We start from the raw sequence: 18,100 nt of genomic DNA on the forward strand, positions 1-18,100 counted from the left end.
CTCTCACTATTTGCAACTATATCAATCAAAATCAAGGTTAAAGCGGTTTCTCAGATCAACAAGCTGCGGGTTTCTGGCAGCCATATACTGAAATTTTTCTGTTGCAGTGTAAGGTTTTCTGATCACTTCCTGTTCATCAACACGTACATTTACCTCAATAGTATAGTTTTTTAAAGTACTGCGCAGGTAATTGTGCAATTGCGGTCTTTCGTCTCTGAATAAATTTTCCTGCACCTTGTTGCCAACCACTATTTCAAATTCATATGGTTTTATCATGCGGGGCGCATTGGCTATAAAAATAGTCACCAGGTTCTTTTTCCCTTCGGCCTTTACTTTAGCAGCAAAATCGCTCCAGCACCTTAAAAAATCATCCATGGTAAAGTTCTCCCTGTCATCTCCTTTTAAATAAGGGTCCTCCTCCTCCATTGCCTCATCCTCAGCTTTAACGACACCGGTAAGTGATGGCGTCGACAAGCCCAAACCCGATTTCGGGATAAATATCGGCGGCTTTTCGGCAACCGGCACGGTCTCCTTTACCGGCAAAGCCTGGCTGCCGGTAAACTGAGGTGCGGTTTTACTATAAGTAAGCGGCGCATCGCTTAATACCGGAACCTCGTTACCGGTCTTATTTTGCTGTACGGGGGCTGTTACTGCTGGGGTATCAGGTTTTTTTTTTAATGCCCCGTCTGTGGCGGGAGTTGCAGCAAGTGGTGACGTTGCTATGTTAAACGCCGACGGTAAGTGGCACATTTTGAGCAGTGCCAGCTCAACCTGCAATCGTTGGTTTTTGCTCAGCTTGTAATTAATATCGCATTGGTTGGCAATATTCATGGCCGAAAGCAGGAAAGACACTGAACCGGCTTGTGATTGCTGCAGGTATTTGTTTTTTATACCCTCGCTTACTTCAAGCAGTTTTAATGTTGATTGGTCTTTACTTACCAGCAGGTTGCGAAAATGCTCGTTAAGGCCGGCAATAAAATGAGCGCCATCAAAACCACGGGCCAATATTTCGTCAAAAAACAACAGCACTTTGGCCGTGTCTTCCTGTAATAAACTATCGGTTATATTAAAATAGTAGTCGTAATCAAGTATGTTCAGGTTGTCAATTACAGACCGATAGGTGACTTTAGCACCCGAAAAGCTAACTATCTGATCAAACATTGACAAAGCATCCCTTAAACCACCGTCGGCTTTTTGAGCTATAATATGCAAGCCATCCGGTTCATAGCTGATGTTCTCTTTAACAGCTATTGACGCCAGGTGACCGGCCATGTCTTCAACCCGAATGCGGTTAAAATCAAATATCTGACAGCGGGAGAGTATAGTAGGCAGTATTTTATGCTTTTCGGTTGTAGCCAGTATAAATATAGCGTAATGAGGTGGCTCCTCTAAGGTTTTTAAGAAGGCATTAAATGCCGCCTGCGATAGCATATGAACCTCATCAATTATATAAACTTTATAGCGGGCTGCTTGTGGTGGTATGCGCACCTGTTCAATAAGGCTCCTGATATCATCAACCGAGTTGTTTGACGCGGCATCAAGTTCGTGAACATTAAATGAGTTCCCATTTTCAAAAGCTTTACATGAGGCACATTGGCCGCAGGCTTCGCCATTGGGCTGCAGATCTGTACAATTAATGGTTTTTGCAAGTATGCGTGCGCAGGTAGTTTTACCCACACCACGCGGACCGCAGAATAAAAACGCCTGCGCCAGTTGATTATTTTTAATAGCATTTTTTAACGTGTTGGTTATATGTTGCTGACCAACAACGGTTTCAAAAGTAGCTGGGCGATATTTACGAGCCGAAACAATAAAATTATCCACAGCTACTAAGTTAGCAAGAAACTATATTACCCACAAACCCTATGTTGCACTTAAACATATTCGGTTATAAAAAAGCCAAGAAACTTCTCCTAAAAACGACGCCAATGAGCATTAATTCCCATATTAGCAATTAACCTGTATTTACGCAAACCATCAGCTTTTAACCACATAAAAACGGATTGTTAGGCATATAGAATTTCTGCGGTATCTTATTTGATTAATGCAAATATTTTTTTTACATTTGCAGCCCCGTAATAGCGGGTAATTAATTAAAAATCAAAGTATAATAATGCAACAGTACGAAATCGTGATCGTTCTAACCCCGTTGTTATCAGAAGAAACTGCTAAAGAAGGCATTGCCAAATTTAGCAAGATCTTAACTGATGGCGGAGCCGAAATTGTCCAGGAGGATAATTGGGGTTTGAGAAAATTAGCGTACCCTATTCAAAAAAAGACTACAGGGTACTATCACTTAACTGAATTTAAGGCTCCAGGTGAATTAATTAATAAATTGGAGGTTGAGTTAAGGCGCGATGAGCGTGTTTTGCGCTTCCTTACCATTGCTTTGGATAAACATGCCATTGCTTACAATGACAAAAAACGCAGCGGCGCTTTTAACAAAAAGCCGGCAGCTAAAGTGGAGGATGCAAACTAATGGCAAACGAACAAATTAAATACGTTACCGCTCCAAAAGTGGAGGATAACCGTAAAAAATACTGCCGTTTTAAAAAGAATGGCATTAAGTATATTGATTACAAAGACGCTAACTTTTTATTAAAGTTTATTAATGATCAGGGTAAAGTATTACCTCGCCGTTTAACCGGTACTTCATTAAAATTTCAGCGTAAAGTGGCTCAGGCTGTTAAACGTGCCCGTCATATTGGTTTATTACCTTACGTTACAGATTCATTAAAATAATAGGAGATTTAAGAAATGGAAGTTATTTTAAAACAAGATGTAAAAAACCTGGGTGATAAAGACGATGTGGTAAACGTTAAACCAGGTTATGGCCGTAACTACCTTTTACCAAAAGGCTACGCCATATTAGCTACTCCAAGTGCCCGCAAAGTTTTAGCTGAAAACCTGAAACAGGCTCAGTTTAAACAAGAAAAGATCCGCAAGGATGCTGATGCAATTGCTGCACGTTTAGAAGGTGTTAAACTTAGCATTGGTGCTAAAGCCGGTGAAAGCGGTAAAATTTTCGGTGCCATCAACACTATTCAAGTTGCTGATGCATTGAAAAAAGAAGGCTTTGAAGTTGACCGCCGTCGTATTACTTTTGACCAGGAACCTAAGTTTGTTGGTGATTACATCGCAAACATAAACCTGCACAAAGAAGTAAAAGTACAGGTTCCTTTCTCAGTAGTAGCTGAGTAATTATATTTCGGAATTCGGATTTTCGATTTCGGATTTTGAACTTAATTTTAGAATTTTAGAGGGTGTTTTGCTAAAGCAAAGCACCCTTTGTTATTTATAGATAATTATTAGTCTTCGTGAAACGAACACCACCCCCTAAAAAAAATTCAAAATCGAAGTTCCGAAATCCAAAATCAAAGTATGGCGGAATATTACGGCTCGTATTCAGGATATTTAAACTGGCATTCCTGCTTTTTATAGGGCTAAGCCTTTTGGGTGTTCTTTTTTACCGCTTTGTAAATCCGCCTTTTACCTGGCTCATGATTGAACGGGGCTTTCAACGCAAGGCAGCCGGTAAGGACTGGAAGATTGACAAACAATGGAAAGATTTTGACGAAATATCTGATAATATGAAGCGGGCGGCTGTTGCCGCCGAAGACCAGAGCTTTTTAGAGCATCACGGTTTTGATTTCAGGGCGATTGAAAAAGCCATTGAAAAAAACGCGCATAGCAAAAAATTAATTGGCGGCAGCACCATATCACAGCAGGTTGCCAAAAATGTATTTTTATGGGAAGGCCGTTCCCTGATCCGCAAAGGCATCGAAGCTTACTTTACCATCCTGATAGAAGTTTTTTGGAGCAAAAAGCGCATCATGGAGGTTTACCTGAATGAAATTGAAATGGGCGATGGCATATATGGTATTGAAGCCGCTTCGCAGGCATATTTTAACAAACCGGCTGCCAATTTAACAAAACACGAGGCTGCAGCAATCGCTGTAATATTTCCGAGTCCGCTTAAATGGTCGGCTACCCACCCTACACGTTATTTAAGGCACAGGCAATATTTGATCATGAAAAATATGCGCAGGCTGGGTCCGCTTGATTTTTAAATCATTGCCTCTGAGCTCTATCTTTTCTATTTGTATTTCCACATCCGGGTCTTTCCTTCAGAGAGCCATTCAACCGCGGTATCCAAACGTTTTTGGCGGGTAGCATCAGTATTGGCCTCCACTATCCACTCTACATATTCCTTTTTATTGGAGTAACTAAACCCGTCAAATACCATTTTAGCTTTTGGATAACCAGCTAAAAGCTCTGTGAAATAATCAGGGACAATCAATTCGGCTTTTTCGGCAGGGGCTTTTTTAGGGTGCGCTTTAACACCTTTTTCGTTCAATTCAATACTTTGCAGTATATAATCAATTAATATTTCTCTGTCAGGCAGATCGGCTATGCTGGTAAGCCGGCCAAAACTCCCCATAGCAGGTTCATCAGCACTATTCAGAATATTGTACTTGTCTTTAATAAGGGATGATCTCCAGAAGCCCATGGCACAATGTTGCTTAAAAGCTGCCATATGACATATAGAGCCTTTATACTCGAAAAAAGGCATGCCCCATTTTATCGTTTCCCCGATTAGTGGTGAGGCACCATGAACTACCTGTCTGATGTGTTCCAGTATCGGTTTTGCAAATTCAGCAGACCTGGCAATGTATGCATCTATCCGGTTATCGTATTGTCCCATAGAATAAATTTATACATATTGTTTTCAATTACCAACAATCTGATATCGTCTTTTTTATTAGTTTTATAACACGCTTATACAGACGGCTTTTTTATGTATGACAATGAGAGGGCAGATATTTCTTTTAAGGAAGAAGGCAGCAAAAAATACATGCTTTTTGCTTTCCCTAATGAAAAACCCACTCATTTAGATAAAATTAGCTGATAATTTAAATCTATTGATTACTTAATCAATCAACTTCTTTAAGTCGGGATGGTATTTTGAAATAACGGACTCAGTTACTTTAATTTCTGCTAATCCATGTATGTAAAACGGATCTTCGGTAATGATTTTTTCTATCTCAGCTTTAGCACCAGCCAAAGCCAGAATAACACCGCCCGTACGGGGCTCTTTTCGCCCCCATACCACAAATACATTCTTTTTGTAATACTTTTCCAGATATTCAACGTGGGCAGCCATGTGATTGTCTATCTCCTCCAGCGGCACAATGTAATTAAGATCGATGATGAACATAATTTTACTTATTAATTGATATTCTGATTAGACAATTGTTTCATGAACCCAGCTTTATTAGCCGTTTAAGAGCCTTACCTAACAAGATCTCTGAACAGTTGTATATGCCAGCTGTGTTTAAATGGCACCTCCCATTTAGTTTCCAGTTCGCCTACGTTTTGTACCATGTTATTATAAACAATGGTTTCAGTATTGATCTTTCCCTGCTTTAACATATCTTCAAAAGCATGACGCGGTAACGATCTTACTTCTTTACCGTCACGATAAGCCAGATTAAACCTGTCGAACAGACTAATATTGAAACGCTGCTCCAGTTGTTTCATAAAATGAACCGATTTATCAATGGAACACCCGCTTGCACCAGCCTGACTTTCATCTACTATCAAAATCAAAAAACGGTTGTACCTTATCTCGGCCCTGGCTTTTAACTGTGCGTTATGGGCGGTCCAACTGATAGTGAAATCATCAAGTTCCTGCTGTATCTGCTGCACTTCCTGGTCTGATAATTTTTTATCAGCCTGGTATATCCAAACTCTTGAGTGTTGAGAAAATTCCATTTACAAAAATATCAATTTATTAACTTCGGGTTACATTTTGTTGTCATGAAAAATACACATCTGTCGCAACTAAAAAAAATGCCGTTAGTTATCTGCATTTTGCTTGCAGGTTGGCTTAATTACAGCTTCAGGCCACAAACAGACGATCAGGAATGGCTTGATTGGAGCAATAAATGTCTTTCAGAATCATACAACCCACCGCCCGATAGCAAATTAAAAAAGTGGGAACTCGCCCTTACAAACGATTATTTTTTACGGCTCCGAAAAACTTATCAACATGGTAAACAGGAGTATTACTCCTTTAATTTACACCGTTTAAACGATGTAGAATACCAGGGCGATGACAAGACCGGCACCCTGCAACTGAGCACCGCTGCCGACGATATTATAGTACAAACCTATGAGGACCCGAAGGGAGATATCGACTCCATGTCGACCGTGCTTGATCTGCCGGTTAAAAATATGAGCCCTGAGCGGTTGGATAGTTTAAAAAACGCGCTGAATTATTTCAAGGCAAAAAGTTTATAACCCGTTTGCCTTAACGGTGATCTCGGCTATATCAAGCACTTGTATCTCCTGTTCCTTATCCTGGTGTTTTACGCCATCGGTAAGCATGGTCATACAAAACGGACACGCGGCAGTTACCACCTGAGCTTTGGCTTCCAGAATATCCACCATGCGTTCTATATTGATGTCTTTTTTGCCAGGCTCAGGTTCTTTAAACATTTGCCCGCCGCCTGCGCCACAACACAAACCGTTTGATTTGCAGCGTTTCAGTTCAACCAGTTCAGCATCTAAAATTTCAAGGGCGGCGCGTGGCGCCTCATAAACATTATTACCCCGGCCCAGGTAGCAGGGATCGTGAAAGGTAATCTTTTTTCCCTTAAAGCTTTCTCCGCCCTGGGCTTTCAGTTTTCCTTCGTTGATCAATTGTTGTATAAGCTGCGAATGATGGATCACCTCGTAATTACCGCCCAGATCAGGATATTCGTTTTTAATGGTATTAAAACAATGCGGACAACCTGTTACTATCTTTTTTATATTGTAGCCATTAAGTACCTGTATATTGGTCATGGCCATCATCTGGAACAAAAATTCGTTCCCTGCACGCTTTGCCGGATCGCCTGTGCAGCTTTCTTCAGTACCCAAAACGGCATAACTTATACCAACATGATGCAATATCTTGCAAATATCGCGGGTTATCTTTTGTGCTCTTTCGTCAAAACTGCCCGCACATCCTACCCAAAATAATATTTCCGGGTCCTTTCCCTGCGCGGCCATATCAGCCATAGTCGGAACCTCAACCGTCCCCCCTCCTGCGGAAGCAGGGCTCGATTCATTATTATTTATCAGATTGTCGCTCATCTCTTTTTCAATTGTTTTAATAAAGCCCGCCGTTCCGCGGATAATTTACGAGGAAGGGTTGCTCCAATTAAACCTGTCGGCCTGGCTGTATTTCCATGGTGCGCCGTTATTCTCCACATTACCGAACATGTTGTTCAAACTTGCCGGTGCCTGTGATTCTTCCATCACAATATACCTTCGCATTTCGGTAATTATTTCCAATGGATTAATATTTACCGGACAGGCCTCTACACAAGCGTTACAGGTGGTACAAGCCCAAAGCTCCTCGCGGGTGATATAATTATCCAATAAAGTTTTACCATCGTCATGATCTTTACCGTACTTGTCAAGGTTGTTACCCAGCTCGGTAATCCGGTCGCGGGTATCCATCATAATTTTGCGGGGCGATAATAGTTTGCCTGTGATATTGGCGGGGCACACCGAGGTACACCTGCCGCATTCTGTACAGGTATAAGCTTCCATCAGGTTTTTCCAGGTAAGATCGGTAACATCCTTAGCTCCGAAACGAGCGGGCTCGCCCGTATTTTCAGGAACAAAAGAAGGATCAAGCATGGCTTTTACTTCATTAGTAACCGATGCCATATTGGTAAACTTCCCTTTTTTATTCAGGTTGGAATAGTAAGTATTTGGGAAAGCCAACAGGATATGGAAATGCTTGGAATATGGCAGGTAATTCAAAAAAATTAAAATACCCGTAATATGAAACCACCAGCAAACACGTTCAATAACTACCAATGCGCCCGAACCACTTGGCAGTAAAGGCGCTATCAGCGAACTCACAGGAAAACTACCCGCTTTAACGTAATGACCGAAATGTAATAGTTGTAATTTATAATCGGCCGCGTTCATGGTTAAAAAGGCGGTCATCAGTAAAATTTCGGTAATGAGGATGTAGTTGGCATCTGACCGTGGCCATTGGGTCATTTCGGTACCGGTAAAGCGTTTTAAACGCACAATATTACGCCTGCACAGGAAAACCGCACAAGCAATAAGCACCAGCACTGCCAGCCCTTCAAAGCCTCCTATGAGCAAACTATATAAGCCACCCAACGGATGCGAAAATATGCGATGTGAACCAAAGATGCCATCGATCATGATCTCCAGCACCTCCAGATTAATGATGACAAAGCCTATGTAGATAAAAAAGTGCATAATAGCAGCTACAGGGCGCTTTACCATTTTTGTTTGCCCCAAGGCTATTTTTGCCATCACCTTCCACCGTACAGCCGGTTGGTCAAACCGGTCAGTATCTTTCCCCAACAATATATTGCGCCTTATTTTACCGGCGCTTTTAGTGAACAGATAAATGGCTGCCCCTAAAATGATAATAAATATAGCCTGTGCAATCATTATGCGTGCATAGTATTTTTTTCAAAGTTAATTGAATTGTTGAAAGAGAAAAATGTTTTGGAGCCAAAAAATACCACGGCAGCTAAGTAACTGATTAAGTGAATGATTGTTTAATTTAAAAACCATGAATTATAAAGTTATGCTGCACAAGTATCAATATTTGAAAACTTTTTTCAAAAAAAGCTTTTCAAACATAAAAAAAAAGCTACATTTGCACTCCCCAAAAGGAGGTATCATAGCTCAGTCGGTAGAGCAAAGGACTGAAAATCCTTGTGTCGCTGGTTCGATCCCAGCTGATACCACACTTTCAAAAGCTTCTTAGTTAATTCTAAGAGGCTTTTTTTGCTTAAATGGCCTATACAGCGTCTAAGTGCAGGTTTTCTAATTTTGTTGATTGATAAATTGATTGTTACTTCGGATTAGTTCATTTGCTACTTTCTGATTCTTTCTAATGATTTTAATGAGCATTTGGCGCACTTTTGGCGCACTTTTAATTTAAATTTAGCTGTTAATAGATTAAATGACACATTTAGTTGCGTACTGACATAGTTTAAGTGAATAAATAATTATGGTGCCCGAACAAGTGCAAGGATGAATTAAATGCAGGGAGGAACGGAATAAATGTAAGGTAGCGCGCAGGGTAGTGTTTATGCCGGAAATTCCTTGCCTTGTATTTCAGGCTCCCACTTAACTTTGCTGATAATTATTATCTCACTCTTCCGTCCTTGCCAAGCTGTGCATCTTTAACACATAACCTATATCTCTATACTGGCTATTCTGAAAATGGGCAGAATGTATTTTCATCCACGTAGAGATGTAAACCGGACCTGAGAACACTTTCTGGATTACTAATTTTTACAGGTTGTTGTAACTACCCTTATAGAAACAAGGATGTTAGAAAAATAGGAAAAAGGAAATCATACTTTCAGTAGCTCAACTCAATTTGTATCTACTCGTTTTATAAGATAAACCTTCTGAGTATATTTCTAATTTTCTTGAAGATCTTGTAACTATCCTTATAGAGGTAACTTTCTTAAATAAACTAGAAAGTTAGAATGAGGTTGTATATGTTGTTTGGGAGTTGAAGATGATTGAGTTTTGGTGTACTTCTATCTATCTTTTCTAAAAGGTAAAACTGTTGTTTTACTTTTAGTTTCATTGGTGTTGATTGTTGTGGATTGGGGAAATGGCCTCTGTCCTGACTTTCTTAAAGATAAACTAGTAATTACCCTCAATCTCTTCTCTTCAGTAGCTTTTAATAAAATAGCTTGACGTGTATATTGAGCTATCTCTAGTCGCATAAGACTTTATTTGCGATTATTTCTTTTGCTGCTTCATCAACCCCATCCTCAATCTCAATACTTGTAGGATGTTCTGCAATTCTTCTAAGGGCATTTATCAACACCGGTGAGAGTTTATCCTGTGATCGTCCGATCAAACCATAAATAAGAAAATACTTCCACATACCATCGTCTGTATTAAGCACGAATACAAGCTCTAGCGTTATTTCATTAACGTGAGGAACTAAATATTCGGTTACGCCTTCCGCGACATCCCAGTGTCCGTCCTGAAGCCATTCCAACAAGGCTGGAACATCTTTCCTGACGGCTTCAAATGGCAGCTGTTTAAGGCGCTTAACCGCGAAGACATCATTTGTGTTTTGTGGGATGTAATCTTTGTTTTCCATAATCTGTTCTAACCGTTCGCTTTAAAAAATAACCTTTTAAATAAATGATGCAATCACTGAACCGAACGCTGCACCAATATAAAGCTTTGAAGATATCGTACTAGCAACTTGATTTTGATGCAATCGCATCACTCATTATTTCTTGGCATTCGTTCCGGCAACTCAATAGGTTTACGAGCCAACCCTCTATCTACAATTTCTTCGGCGGTTAAAGTGGTGGGGTTAAGTTTTAGCTGTGTTTCGTAAATATCTTTTAGCACCATAGTCCAATTCACAAAATTAGCTTCTAGTGCCCTCCACTGCTCCTGCTCATCATCAAATGAACCTTCTGTATCCAATAACTTTTGCACTATGATAATTAACTCTTGCCTACTCAGATTCTTGAATGGCGTTGCATTATTATTCATTGGTAGTGGTTTAGGTTGTTCTTGTCAGATAGCGTCTAACTAAATATCGCATTCAAAGAGTTTTCATTCGCAAGATACTAATTTATAGATAAGGTTATTGCTTTGATTCACAACAGCTTTTTATGGGATAGGATATCATGTGATTACCTTGCATAGGGCAATACCATCCATACAGTTTGACCATCCTTTTCTGACTTAACAAATGTTACCACTTCATACATGCCATTCTTTCGGGGTACATGGATATCAATATAAAAATTGTCGTAGCAAGACGGTTCTGGTAGCATCCGTCTTGCCTCTTGCTCGGTATGTTTATCAATCACTGCATTAATATCTATTTAAAAATGATTTGATTTGTCAAACCAAACGCCAGGCTGATTAAGCCTAGCGTTTGAAAGAGCTTCTTTTATTTTACAGCTATAACGATGTTGTACGCAGTGCCCTTATGCTTATAAGCAACATTAAATGTATTTTCGGTGAAGTTTGCCAATTGGAAGTTACTATTGTCGTTTTCTCCTTTTAACTTGGCTGTTATCAAAACAATTCCATTGTCCGAAGTGACATTTGATATCGTAAAAGGTTTGTTTATAACATCAGTTGATACATCTGTATCGCTCGCCCCTAGTTCATACTTTTTGATCGCTGTGAAATCAGTCTTGGAACCTAATAGCTGCTTAAATTTGTTGTAATCAGGTAGCATATTGGAATAGGCAACGCCTGTTAAGTTTGTTTCAGCTGTTGAACCACTTTGGAAATAGCCTCCGTACTTGTTACCTTCTGTGCGTTGATTCGTTAGATAAACAATATTAGCCCCTACCATTGCGGCTTGCAGTTTCATTTTATGGTATGCCCTATCTTTTACTCTTTCTTGATTAGAAAAGATCGTAGTTCCTTTAGCCTTGGAGCTTACATCTCCTAATTTATATAAGCCTTTAACTTCACTTTCAACAGAGGTGATAGCAACTTTATCATAATCCGTTACGTCACTAACCGTTTTATATGAAGTAGTTTCTGCAAAAGTTTGGATGCGGCCACTTTTAAAGACGATCTTTTGGATGGTGTTTTTGTAAACCGAGTTCAGCACATCCTCTCCAGGAAATGTATATTTAACCGCATCTGGAGTTACTTCCTTAATCGTACAAGCTATTTTAGTGTTATTGGCGTATACAGTGTCCATTTGCGCATTGGCAAGAAATGAAAGGGATGTCAAAAAGATTGTGAAAGATAAGGCTTTAGCCAGTGATGATAGGTTGGAGTTAAGACATGTCCTGCCTTTTAAATTTGAAATCATGATATGTTTAAGTTTAAGTCGTCAAAGATAATAAAATGTCTTTCACCCTTATTGCCTAAAAAGCAAACTTGTTGTTGCATTTGTCAAACGCTTTGTAAAATCTATTTCTATAGGCATTAGGCAAGTTATCCGTGCTATATTACCTTTTACCGCAACATTTGTTACGAAGTACTACATTTGACAATTGCGAAAATGGAAAACAAGATATAAAGCGCTCCTGGCGATTGGGATTTACCTTACTGGATCTTTGATCGCAGGTTTAGCCTACACAGAACCGATTTTGGGACCTGGCTTTGGTTCTTTTCTATTTTGTTTGGGAGGTCTGCTTGGATTAACCGGGATAGTATATTTCTTTGTTGTAATCATTAAGAGATTAGCGCGTAAGCCTTCCTGAAAATTCCCAATTCTTGTAACTACCCTTATAGAAAAAATTCTTTGCAAAAACAGGCAATGAAGTCAGCCAAGACTTAGCTTGTAATGGTCAACTATTGTATATTAGCTGTACTTAAACCATTCGGATGCAATGAACATTACTAAAGTTAATACCATTACTTATCGGGCTATTTGTATAGTTATATGCCTTTTTCTATTAATTGGAGGTGGCGGCATGCTCTTTATTAATCACTCATATATAAAAGGAAGAATAGGATTAGCAACCGCTATAATTATTGGGTTGCTGCTCTTCAATGAACCTTCATTAAAGTCATGGACAGCTGTTATACTTACCTTTATGCTGTCTTTATACCTCATTGGGCTTTCTGGTCATATCATATGGTAACCATCACTTGTTGTATATTTTACTTATCACAAATGAATGAAACAAGCAATTGTATATAGTTTTAAGGTGTGGCTAACTAGTGTTATCGCTGCTCCAATAATATTTTTCTTAATTAATTTTATATCAACAGGTATTAGTTCTAATATATTTCAGTTAGTTAACTTCTTATTTTACTTATATATAGTATTAGCTACGGCTGTAGCATCAGTAATTACATGGTTAATCTTCTATGCCATCATCTATTTTGTTTCTCGATCCGGCTGGCCAAACAGAATAGGTTTGTTAGCTATCTTTTCTTCCAGTGAACTATTGGTGGTAGTAACATTTAAGTTGTTTCTTGTGTTGCTCAATGGCTTTGACAATACCACATTCAATACTTTAATGTTATGCCATTGTATTTGCATAGGTGGTGGTATATTGTACTATAAGTTTGAGCCGGAAAATAGTGAACCAAACTAATGGTTGGTACATTCTTTAATAGGCAAAATGCCATTTACCATGCTATTTCTTCGGCTATTCTTCTATATGACCGCTCGGGCCACCCGTTTCATTTATAATTTCATGATTAAATTCATCCAAGATTTCTTTAAGGGCATCCGTTTCAGAAGTCCCACTTCGTTGAGCATACAGCTTAGCCCCATGTAAAGCTAATTCTGCCAATAAAAATCCAAACTCCTTTGCTTGCCCGTTAAGTTCGGAACGTATTGTTACATGCTGTTCTTCAAAGGCGGCCCATACCCTAAGTAATTCAAACGAATTCTTATCTTTAAATGCTGCCTGAGGAATCTTTAGTTCATTCATTGAGTTTTAATTTAAGGCCTCTTATGGATGTACGAAAAGCTGATACAGCGAAATAGCTAAAGAAGCGATTGATGATATATTCGATCCTATTGATAGGACATTACTAAGTGTACTTTGAGACGGTGCACCAGAATTGTTTACTTCACTAACCAGATTGTTCAATGTGGTTACGGCATTCGATCTTGTTGCATCGTCAATACTTATATCGTTAGCTATTACTTCTTTTATCCTTTCGACCTTCTCGATTATTTGAGGTTTGTTGTTAATTGTGGCTCCGGGAGAATGCCATATCATATTGGCTGTAGAATTGTCCCCCACATGAATGTTAACTTTGCTTTCAATCTTTTCTAATTGCTCTTTAAGGTGCTTTGAGCCTTTAAATGTAATCTTGGCTTCGGCAGGGATATAGCCCGCACCAAACGAATACCCGATCCGAAGGTTATACTTGATGCTTCGTGGCCTCCTATTAAAGTAATCAGTCCTTCTCTTGCCAAATCAATCAAAATACTCTTTCGCTGTTGTTTGTTAACCTCTAAAACATCTTCAACGCAATGAAATAGGCCATCACCTTCATATTCTTCTAAGTATTGGAGAACCCTTAAATAGTTAGTAGGTTTAGTCATAAAGCTAAGATCGTTTAATTAGTATTTCTATCAAAGTAAAATATCAAGTCGTTAAATCGGCGGTTCCGCCTCTGCTTTTTTTGTATTAGTGGCCTCTTCGATTTGCGTTGCCATGTCATCCGTTTCTTTCGTCTTATAATGTTCGGCTAATACGTTGTATATGGCCTCACTATAAAAACCCTGACCTGTTCCTTTGTGGTGCAATACATCTAAATATCTTATTTTAAAAAGATGGGGATTGGTTTTCGCTTGATTCATTATATCTCGGTATTGCTTATTTTGTTTCAATCCAGGAAACCTCTTAACTGCGTTTAAATATACTTCCCGACTTGATTGTGTATAAACTGTTAGAAATAAACTCTCCTCTTCAACTTTTACAACCTTAGCGCCATCCTCGTTACTAATTCTGACACCATGCAAAACATTCTTCACAGCAATTGCTTCATGTCCTATCTCTTGTGTAATGGCCGCTACAATATCTGCATTCTTTACTCTCTTTTCATTTTCAACCGACATAGAAAACGTATAGAGAATAGGCTCTTCAACACCCATTTTTGCCAATGTGGTTGTAGATACTATAACTTTACGAACAAACTCTTTAACTTCTTTAGATGAGTCTTTCAAATTCGATTTGTTTGAAAGAAAATCTATCGGTGATACTGGTGGCTTAAAGCCTACCGGGAGTAAAATCAGATGTGCCTCATCACAAAGATCGACACCAAAGAACTTGAGTAAGAATCTACTATATAGCTGAACTCCCTTGCCGAGAAGACTGTATAGGATAGGATCAATACTATCTTGATAAAAATGAATGTAGTCACATCTAAACTCATACAAACATTCTAAGTTTTCATTCTCAAGAGCAAACTCATTCCCAATTGCGCTTTTAACAAAGGCAAGGCATTCTTCAAATGGTTTCGTTGTTCCATCTTCTGAAATAAGCTTAACTTTTGTCCTATACTTAGCAATATAGCCTTTAAGAATAAGCTCCCATGCATTAATTAGTAAAATTGAGCAGATTTGGTACCTATAAGGAAAGATTGGTTTGTTGTGTATTTCAATTGCAGCAAACAATGCTTGCTTACTATTGAATACTAAAGATTCAGATAAGGCACTCATGACGATAAGGTTTATACTAAGGTAAGTAGTTAGTTATATAAAACAAACTACCTTGTACTCCATTGATTGGTTGGACTGCGCGAACCGGTTGAAATGGTTTATCAAACTTAGATTTAGTTCTATTACCTTTTAGATCATGTAGTCAGAGATGCTACTTTGTTCCGCTTCGATAAATTCTGTATAGAATGGATAAGATGCGAGTTAATCACTACTGCTTCTGTTTTTAAGCCACAGTTAAACCTGATGTGTAATTTTATTCTATAATACATTCTACAAAGGCAAATGAATTTCCTGTGTGTGTGTGTATAAGCTGTAGGCTTATGAAGGCCGGATTTTATTGTTTAATTACATTCGATAATTACCTTTATATAGTCTTTGCTTAGCTCTATCATGTATATTAAATTAAAAGGATTCTTTAAACCAGAAACAATAGAAAATGCCTCGATTCATGTCTTGGAAACTTATAAATATAGAACACTACGAATCGGTGATGTGGATGTAAGCATTAACCCAACTGATAACCTCTTTATGGCTACAATTTCATTGGATGTAGATGTAAGCGTTTATGAACACTTAGTTGGAAAGGTATCCGTAAGGCCATTGTGGCTAAGAAAACGCTTTGTTTAACATATCAATCTTTTAAGGCCCGCGAAGCCAGTACATTTTGTTTTAGTGCTTATTTGTTAAAGGAATATCGCAACCGCTGGTTTGTGTTGGGAGTACCACATAAAAATAGAGGACATCTGTTAAATCTTGCCCTTGACCGGATACAATCCATAGAAGAGCATGATGAAAAATATAGGGAGAATAGAATTATAAACTTGACTACTTATTACAATGATGTCATTGGCGTTACTAAATCCCCCGGACAGCGAGATTGCGAAGTGGTGTTCTGGATTGATAATGCTAATGCACCTTATGTAATAACCAAACCACTGCATCATACGCAAAAACTATTAGGTGAGGAAATTGATGGTAAGGTTTTCAGCATAAAAGTGATCCTTAACTTCGAGTTAGAACGGGAGTTATTGGGGTTTGGTTCAAAAATGAAAGTGCTCAGACCAAGGATATTAGTTAAGCAATTGAAAGCGCAGTTACGGAAAATGTTAGAAAATTACGATGCGGTAACTTTTACTACACAGTTAAAGGAAGAACAGGAGAATAATGAACAATAATAACATTAGGTCGGAATGGATACCTTCTGGATACATTAAAAATGGGGGGCACCTAAATTTAAAAAGATGTAAAGATATCTTACTTGGCGTGGCTATTGGCGACGCATTAGGTGTGCCTGTCGAATTTAAAAGCAGAGAGGAAATAAGTCGGCAACCTGTGACGGACATGATCGGCTACGGTACACATAACAAACCGGCAGGAACTTTCTCCGACGACAGTTCTTTAACTTTTTGCTTGGCCGAAGCCATTGCCTCTGGATTTAGTTTAGAAGGCACCGCCCGCAATTTTATCAACTGGCGATATGATAATTACTGGACGGCAGATAACGAAGTTTTTGATATTGGGATGACTACGCAACGTGCTATCGACAGAATGGTAAAAGGTACACCGCCCCAGCATGCCGGAGACTTTGAGGAAGAAAGCAACGGTAACGGCTCATTAATGCGCATACTGCCTTTGTTAGTATATATCAAGGATAAACCGACGGTAACACGTTATGATCTGATCAAACAAGTTTCGTCTATGACTCATGGCCATGCGCGCTCAGTAATTGCCTGTTTTTATTATCTTGAATTTGCTTTAGGGCTATTGGACGGAGAAGAGAAATTTGTGGTTTATAATCGGTTGCAAAAAGATGTAGCGGAATATTTGAGATCGATAAATATGAGTAGGGACGAAACGAGTTTATTTGACCGGTTGCTCATCGACAGGATAGATATGATACCCGAAAATCAAATTCGCAGCAGCGGATATGTATTGCATACATTAGAAGCCAGTATTTGGTGCCTACTAAATACAGACAATTATAAAGATGCTGTTTTAAAAGCGGTTAATTTAGGACAAGATACAGATACAACAGGTGCTGTAACTGGCGGTCTCGCGGGATTACTATATGATCATGATAGTATCCCTCAGCAGTGGTTAAGTCAACTCGCCCGTAAAGATGATATTGAAGATCTAGCGGCGAGAATGTTTAAAGCAGTAAAATCATAACATGGGGTTACTTGATTTTTTTAAAAAAAAGAAGGCTATTATAGAAACAACTGGTATTGATGAAAATCAACAGGTGTTGAATATTTTTAAGGCTAAACTGCTGGAAAAGGGGCACCAGGTCGAATGGCATACGCAATACTTAGCGCTAGTGGTGAATGGCGAACTTGAACTTTCGTGTCTAATCATCGAAAACCCAGGCAATGCCAATGTCATGCACCTCATGATCTCCGCATCACACCTACAATATTTCCCTAACGGTATCATAGAAAATGTGGCCGGATTTGGCACTTCGCCCGAGGAACGGTTTAATGCTACTTTAGACAACTACATTGATTCAACATTTGACACTATCATCTATGGTCTTTCCGACACGCATGACCCTGAGTTGGACTTTATGACATCGGAAGTACTTTGGCATCCCAAAGTGGGATGCTTTATCGCCCTCGGCCAGTGGAAGGAATACCCTCCGGAAGACAGTTTCTTTAATCTCTTAAAAAGCAAGATTCCTAGCCAGCTTACTTCCGATAAAATCAACTGGCTGAAAATCTATATTTTCAAAAAGGCAGATGGCGAGATTATCGGCGAATGCCTCTTTAACAATATACACTGGCAGGAAGGCTTCACGGAAATTTCAAATTATGCCAAAAGCTGGGAATTGCCTGGTGAATTCCACGGCCTAAAACAATTTATTATATTTAGAAGATGCGATGCATATGATGGAGTTAACGACTAATC

At 39.0% G+C, this 18,100-nt stretch carries 22 protein-coding genes and 1 tRNA gene; 11 read left to right on the top strand and 12 right to left on the bottom strand.

The features are described 5' to 3' along the window. Positions 1–21 precede the first annotated feature (21 nt). Positions 22–1,824: a DNA polymerase III subunit gamma/tau gene (locus tag J2W55_RS23875; protein ID WP_310102316.1), complete on the bottom strand. Its 1,803-nt coding sequence runs from the start codon at positions 1,822–1,824 to the stop codon at positions 22–24. Positions 1,825–2,113: 289 nt separating this feature from the next. Here J2W55_RS23875 and rpsF point away from each other — a divergent pair, with 289 nt between their 5' ends. From rpsF to mtgA, 4 genes are all read left to right on the top strand, one after another. Beyond that, complete coding sequence (rpsF, locus tag J2W55_RS23880) at positions 2,114–2,479, top strand: 30S ribosomal protein S6 (RefSeq protein WP_166093217.1); 366 nt, start codon at positions 2,114–2,116, stop codon at positions 2,477–2,479. Then, positions 2,479–2,742, top strand: a complete 264-nt coding sequence (gene rpsR / locus J2W55_RS23885; protein WP_022833472.1) for a 30S ribosomal protein S18 — start codon at positions 2,479–2,481, stop codon at positions 2,740–2,742. Before rpsF ends, rpsR begins: the two co-directional genes overlap by 1 nt. A gap of 15 nt (positions 2,743–2,757) precedes the next feature. Then, positions 2,758–3,201: a 50S ribosomal protein L9 gene (rplI, locus tag J2W55_RS23890; protein ID WP_310102372.1), complete on the top strand. Its 444-nt coding sequence runs from the start codon at positions 2,758–2,760 to the stop codon at positions 3,199–3,201. Positions 3,202–3,317: 116 nt separating this feature from the next. Further along, positions 3,318–4,070: a monofunctional biosynthetic peptidoglycan transglycosylase gene (gene mtgA, locus J2W55_RS23895; protein ID WP_374726383.1), complete on the top strand. Its 753-nt coding sequence runs from the start codon at positions 3,318–3,320 to the stop codon at positions 4,068–4,070. A 26-nt stretch (positions 4,071–4,096) separates the two neighbouring features. Here the strand turns inward: mtgA and J2W55_RS23900 are convergent, their stop codons facing one another. The 3 genes from J2W55_RS23900 to J2W55_RS23910 form a co-directional block, all read right to left on the bottom strand. Beyond that, positions 4,097–4,705, bottom strand: a complete 609-nt coding sequence (locus tag J2W55_RS23900) for a YdeI/OmpD-associated family protein (RefSeq protein ID WP_310102375.1) — start codon at positions 4,703–4,705, stop codon at positions 4,097–4,099. Between the two features lie 225 nt (positions 4,706–4,930). Continuing rightward, positions 4,931–5,218, bottom strand: coding sequence for a YciI family protein (locus J2W55_RS23905; RefSeq protein ID WP_310102378.1), 288 nt, complete (start codon positions 5,216–5,218; stop codon positions 4,931–4,933). A 74-nt stretch (positions 5,219–5,292) separates the two neighbouring features. Next, positions 5,293–5,775: an ABC transporter ATPase gene (locus J2W55_RS23910; RefSeq protein WP_310102381.1), complete on the bottom strand. Its 483-nt coding sequence runs from the start codon at positions 5,773–5,775 to the stop codon at positions 5,293–5,295. Between the two features lie 45 nt (positions 5,776–5,820). Here J2W55_RS23910 and J2W55_RS23915 point away from each other — a divergent pair, with 45 nt between their 5' ends. Then, positions 5,821–6,303, top strand: coding sequence for a hypothetical protein (locus J2W55_RS23915; RefSeq protein WP_310102384.1), 483 nt, complete (start codon positions 5,821–5,823; stop codon positions 6,301–6,303). Here J2W55_RS23915 and J2W55_RS23920 read toward each other — a convergent pair. Continuing rightward, entirely contained in the window at positions 6,298–7,065 is a 768-nt protein-coding gene (locus J2W55_RS23920) for a (Fe-S)-binding protein (protein ID WP_310103028.1), read from the bottom strand. The genes J2W55_RS23915 and J2W55_RS23920 overlap by 6 nt on opposite strands. A 120-nt stretch (positions 7,066–7,185) precedes the next feature. Then, the gene (locus J2W55_RS23925) at positions 7,186–8,490 is read right to left on the bottom strand and encodes a 4Fe-4S dicluster domain-containing protein (protein ID WP_310102386.1); all 1,305 of its coding nucleotides are present in this window, start codon (positions 8,488–8,490) and stop codon (positions 7,186–7,188) included. Between the two features lie 229 nt (positions 8,491–8,719). Here J2W55_RS23925 and J2W55_RS23930 point away from each other — a divergent pair. Further along, positions 8,720–8,792, top strand: a tRNA-Phe gene (locus J2W55_RS23930). 989 nt (positions 8,793–9,781) lie between these two features. On the opposite strand, the gene J2W55_RS23935 is transcribed toward J2W55_RS23930, so the two are convergent. The 3 genes from J2W55_RS23935 to J2W55_RS23945 form a co-directional block, all read right to left on the bottom strand. Beyond that, on the bottom strand, positions 9,782–10,177 hold the full coding sequence (locus J2W55_RS23935) for a DUF5071 domain-containing protein (protein ID WP_310102389.1): 396 nt from the start codon (positions 10,175–10,177) through the stop codon (positions 9,782–9,784). A gap of 128 nt (positions 10,178–10,305) precedes the next feature. Continuing rightward, positions 10,306–10,584 carry a hypothetical protein gene (locus J2W55_RS23940; RefSeq protein ID WP_310102392.1) on the bottom strand — a complete coding sequence of 93 codons (279 nt, stop codon included), beginning with the start codon at positions 10,582–10,584 and terminating at the stop codon, positions 10,306–10,308. Between the two features lie 406 nt (positions 10,585–10,990). After that, positions 10,991–11,875 carry a hypothetical protein gene (locus tag J2W55_RS23945; protein ID WP_310102394.1) on the bottom strand — a complete coding sequence of 295 codons (885 nt, stop codon included), beginning with the start codon at positions 11,873–11,875 and terminating at the stop codon, positions 10,991–10,993. A gap of 523 nt (positions 11,876–12,398) precedes the next feature. On the opposite strand from J2W55_RS23945, the gene J2W55_RS23950 reads away from it, so the two are divergent. Together J2W55_RS23950 and J2W55_RS23955 are read left to right on the top strand one after the other, a co-directional pair. Continuing rightward, the gene (locus tag J2W55_RS23950; RefSeq protein WP_310102397.1) at positions 12,399–12,653 is read left to right on the top strand and encodes a hypothetical protein; all 255 of its coding nucleotides are present in this window, start codon (positions 12,399–12,401) and stop codon (positions 12,651–12,653) included. Positions 12,654–12,689: 36 nt separating this feature from the next. Continuing rightward, on the top strand, positions 12,690–13,112 hold the full coding sequence (locus J2W55_RS23955; RefSeq protein ID WP_310102398.1) for a hypothetical protein: 423 nt from the start codon (positions 12,690–12,692) through the stop codon (positions 13,110–13,112). A 54-nt stretch (positions 13,113–13,166) separates the two neighbouring features. On the opposite strand, the gene J2W55_RS23960 is transcribed toward J2W55_RS23955, so the two are convergent. The 3 genes from J2W55_RS23960 to J2W55_RS23970 form a co-directional block, all read right to left on the bottom strand. After that, positions 13,167–13,454, bottom strand: a complete 288-nt coding sequence (locus tag J2W55_RS23960) for a DUF5076 domain-containing protein (RefSeq protein WP_310102401.1) — start codon at positions 13,452–13,454, stop codon at positions 13,167–13,169. A gap of 347 nt (positions 13,455–13,801) precedes the next feature. Then, positions 13,802–14,077 (bottom strand): hypothetical protein, encoded by a 276-nt coding sequence (locus J2W55_RS23965; RefSeq protein ID WP_310102403.1) that lies wholly within the window; start codon positions 14,075–14,077, stop codon positions 13,802–13,804. A 51-nt stretch (positions 14,078–14,128) separates the two neighbouring features. Continuing rightward, complete coding sequence (locus tag J2W55_RS23970; protein WP_310102406.1) at positions 14,129–15,196, bottom strand: DUF3644 domain-containing protein; 1,068 nt, start codon at positions 15,194–15,196, stop codon at positions 14,129–14,131. 599 nt (positions 15,197–15,795) lie between these two features. Here J2W55_RS23970 and J2W55_RS23975 point away from each other — a divergent pair. The 3 genes from J2W55_RS23975 to J2W55_RS23985 are packed head-to-tail and all read left to right on the top strand — an operon-like array spanning position 15,796 to position 18,098. Further along, positions 15,796–16,371 carry a helix-turn-helix transcriptional regulator gene (locus tag J2W55_RS23975; RefSeq protein ID WP_310103030.1) on the top strand — a complete coding sequence of 192 codons (576 nt, stop codon included), beginning with the start codon at positions 15,796–15,798 and terminating at the stop codon, positions 16,369–16,371. After that, a complete protein-coding gene (locus J2W55_RS23980) occupies positions 16,361–17,365 on the top strand; it encodes an ADP-ribosylglycohydrolase family protein (RefSeq protein ID WP_310102409.1) in 1,005 nt (334 codons plus the stop codon). The genes J2W55_RS23975 and J2W55_RS23980 overlap by 11 nt, the downstream gene beginning before the upstream one ends. 1 nt (position 17,366) lies before the next feature. Further along, positions 17,367–18,098, top strand: a complete 732-nt coding sequence (locus J2W55_RS23985) for a DUF6348 family protein (protein WP_310102412.1) — start codon at positions 17,367–17,369, stop codon at positions 18,096–18,098. The last annotated feature ends 2 nt before the right edge of the window (positions 18,099–18,100 follow it).

The sequence above is a fragment of the Mucilaginibacter pocheonensis genome (genome assembly GCF_031456535.1).
GTDB lineage: Bacteria > Bacteroidota > Bacteroidia > Sphingobacteriales > Sphingobacteriaceae > Mucilaginibacter > Mucilaginibacter pocheonensis.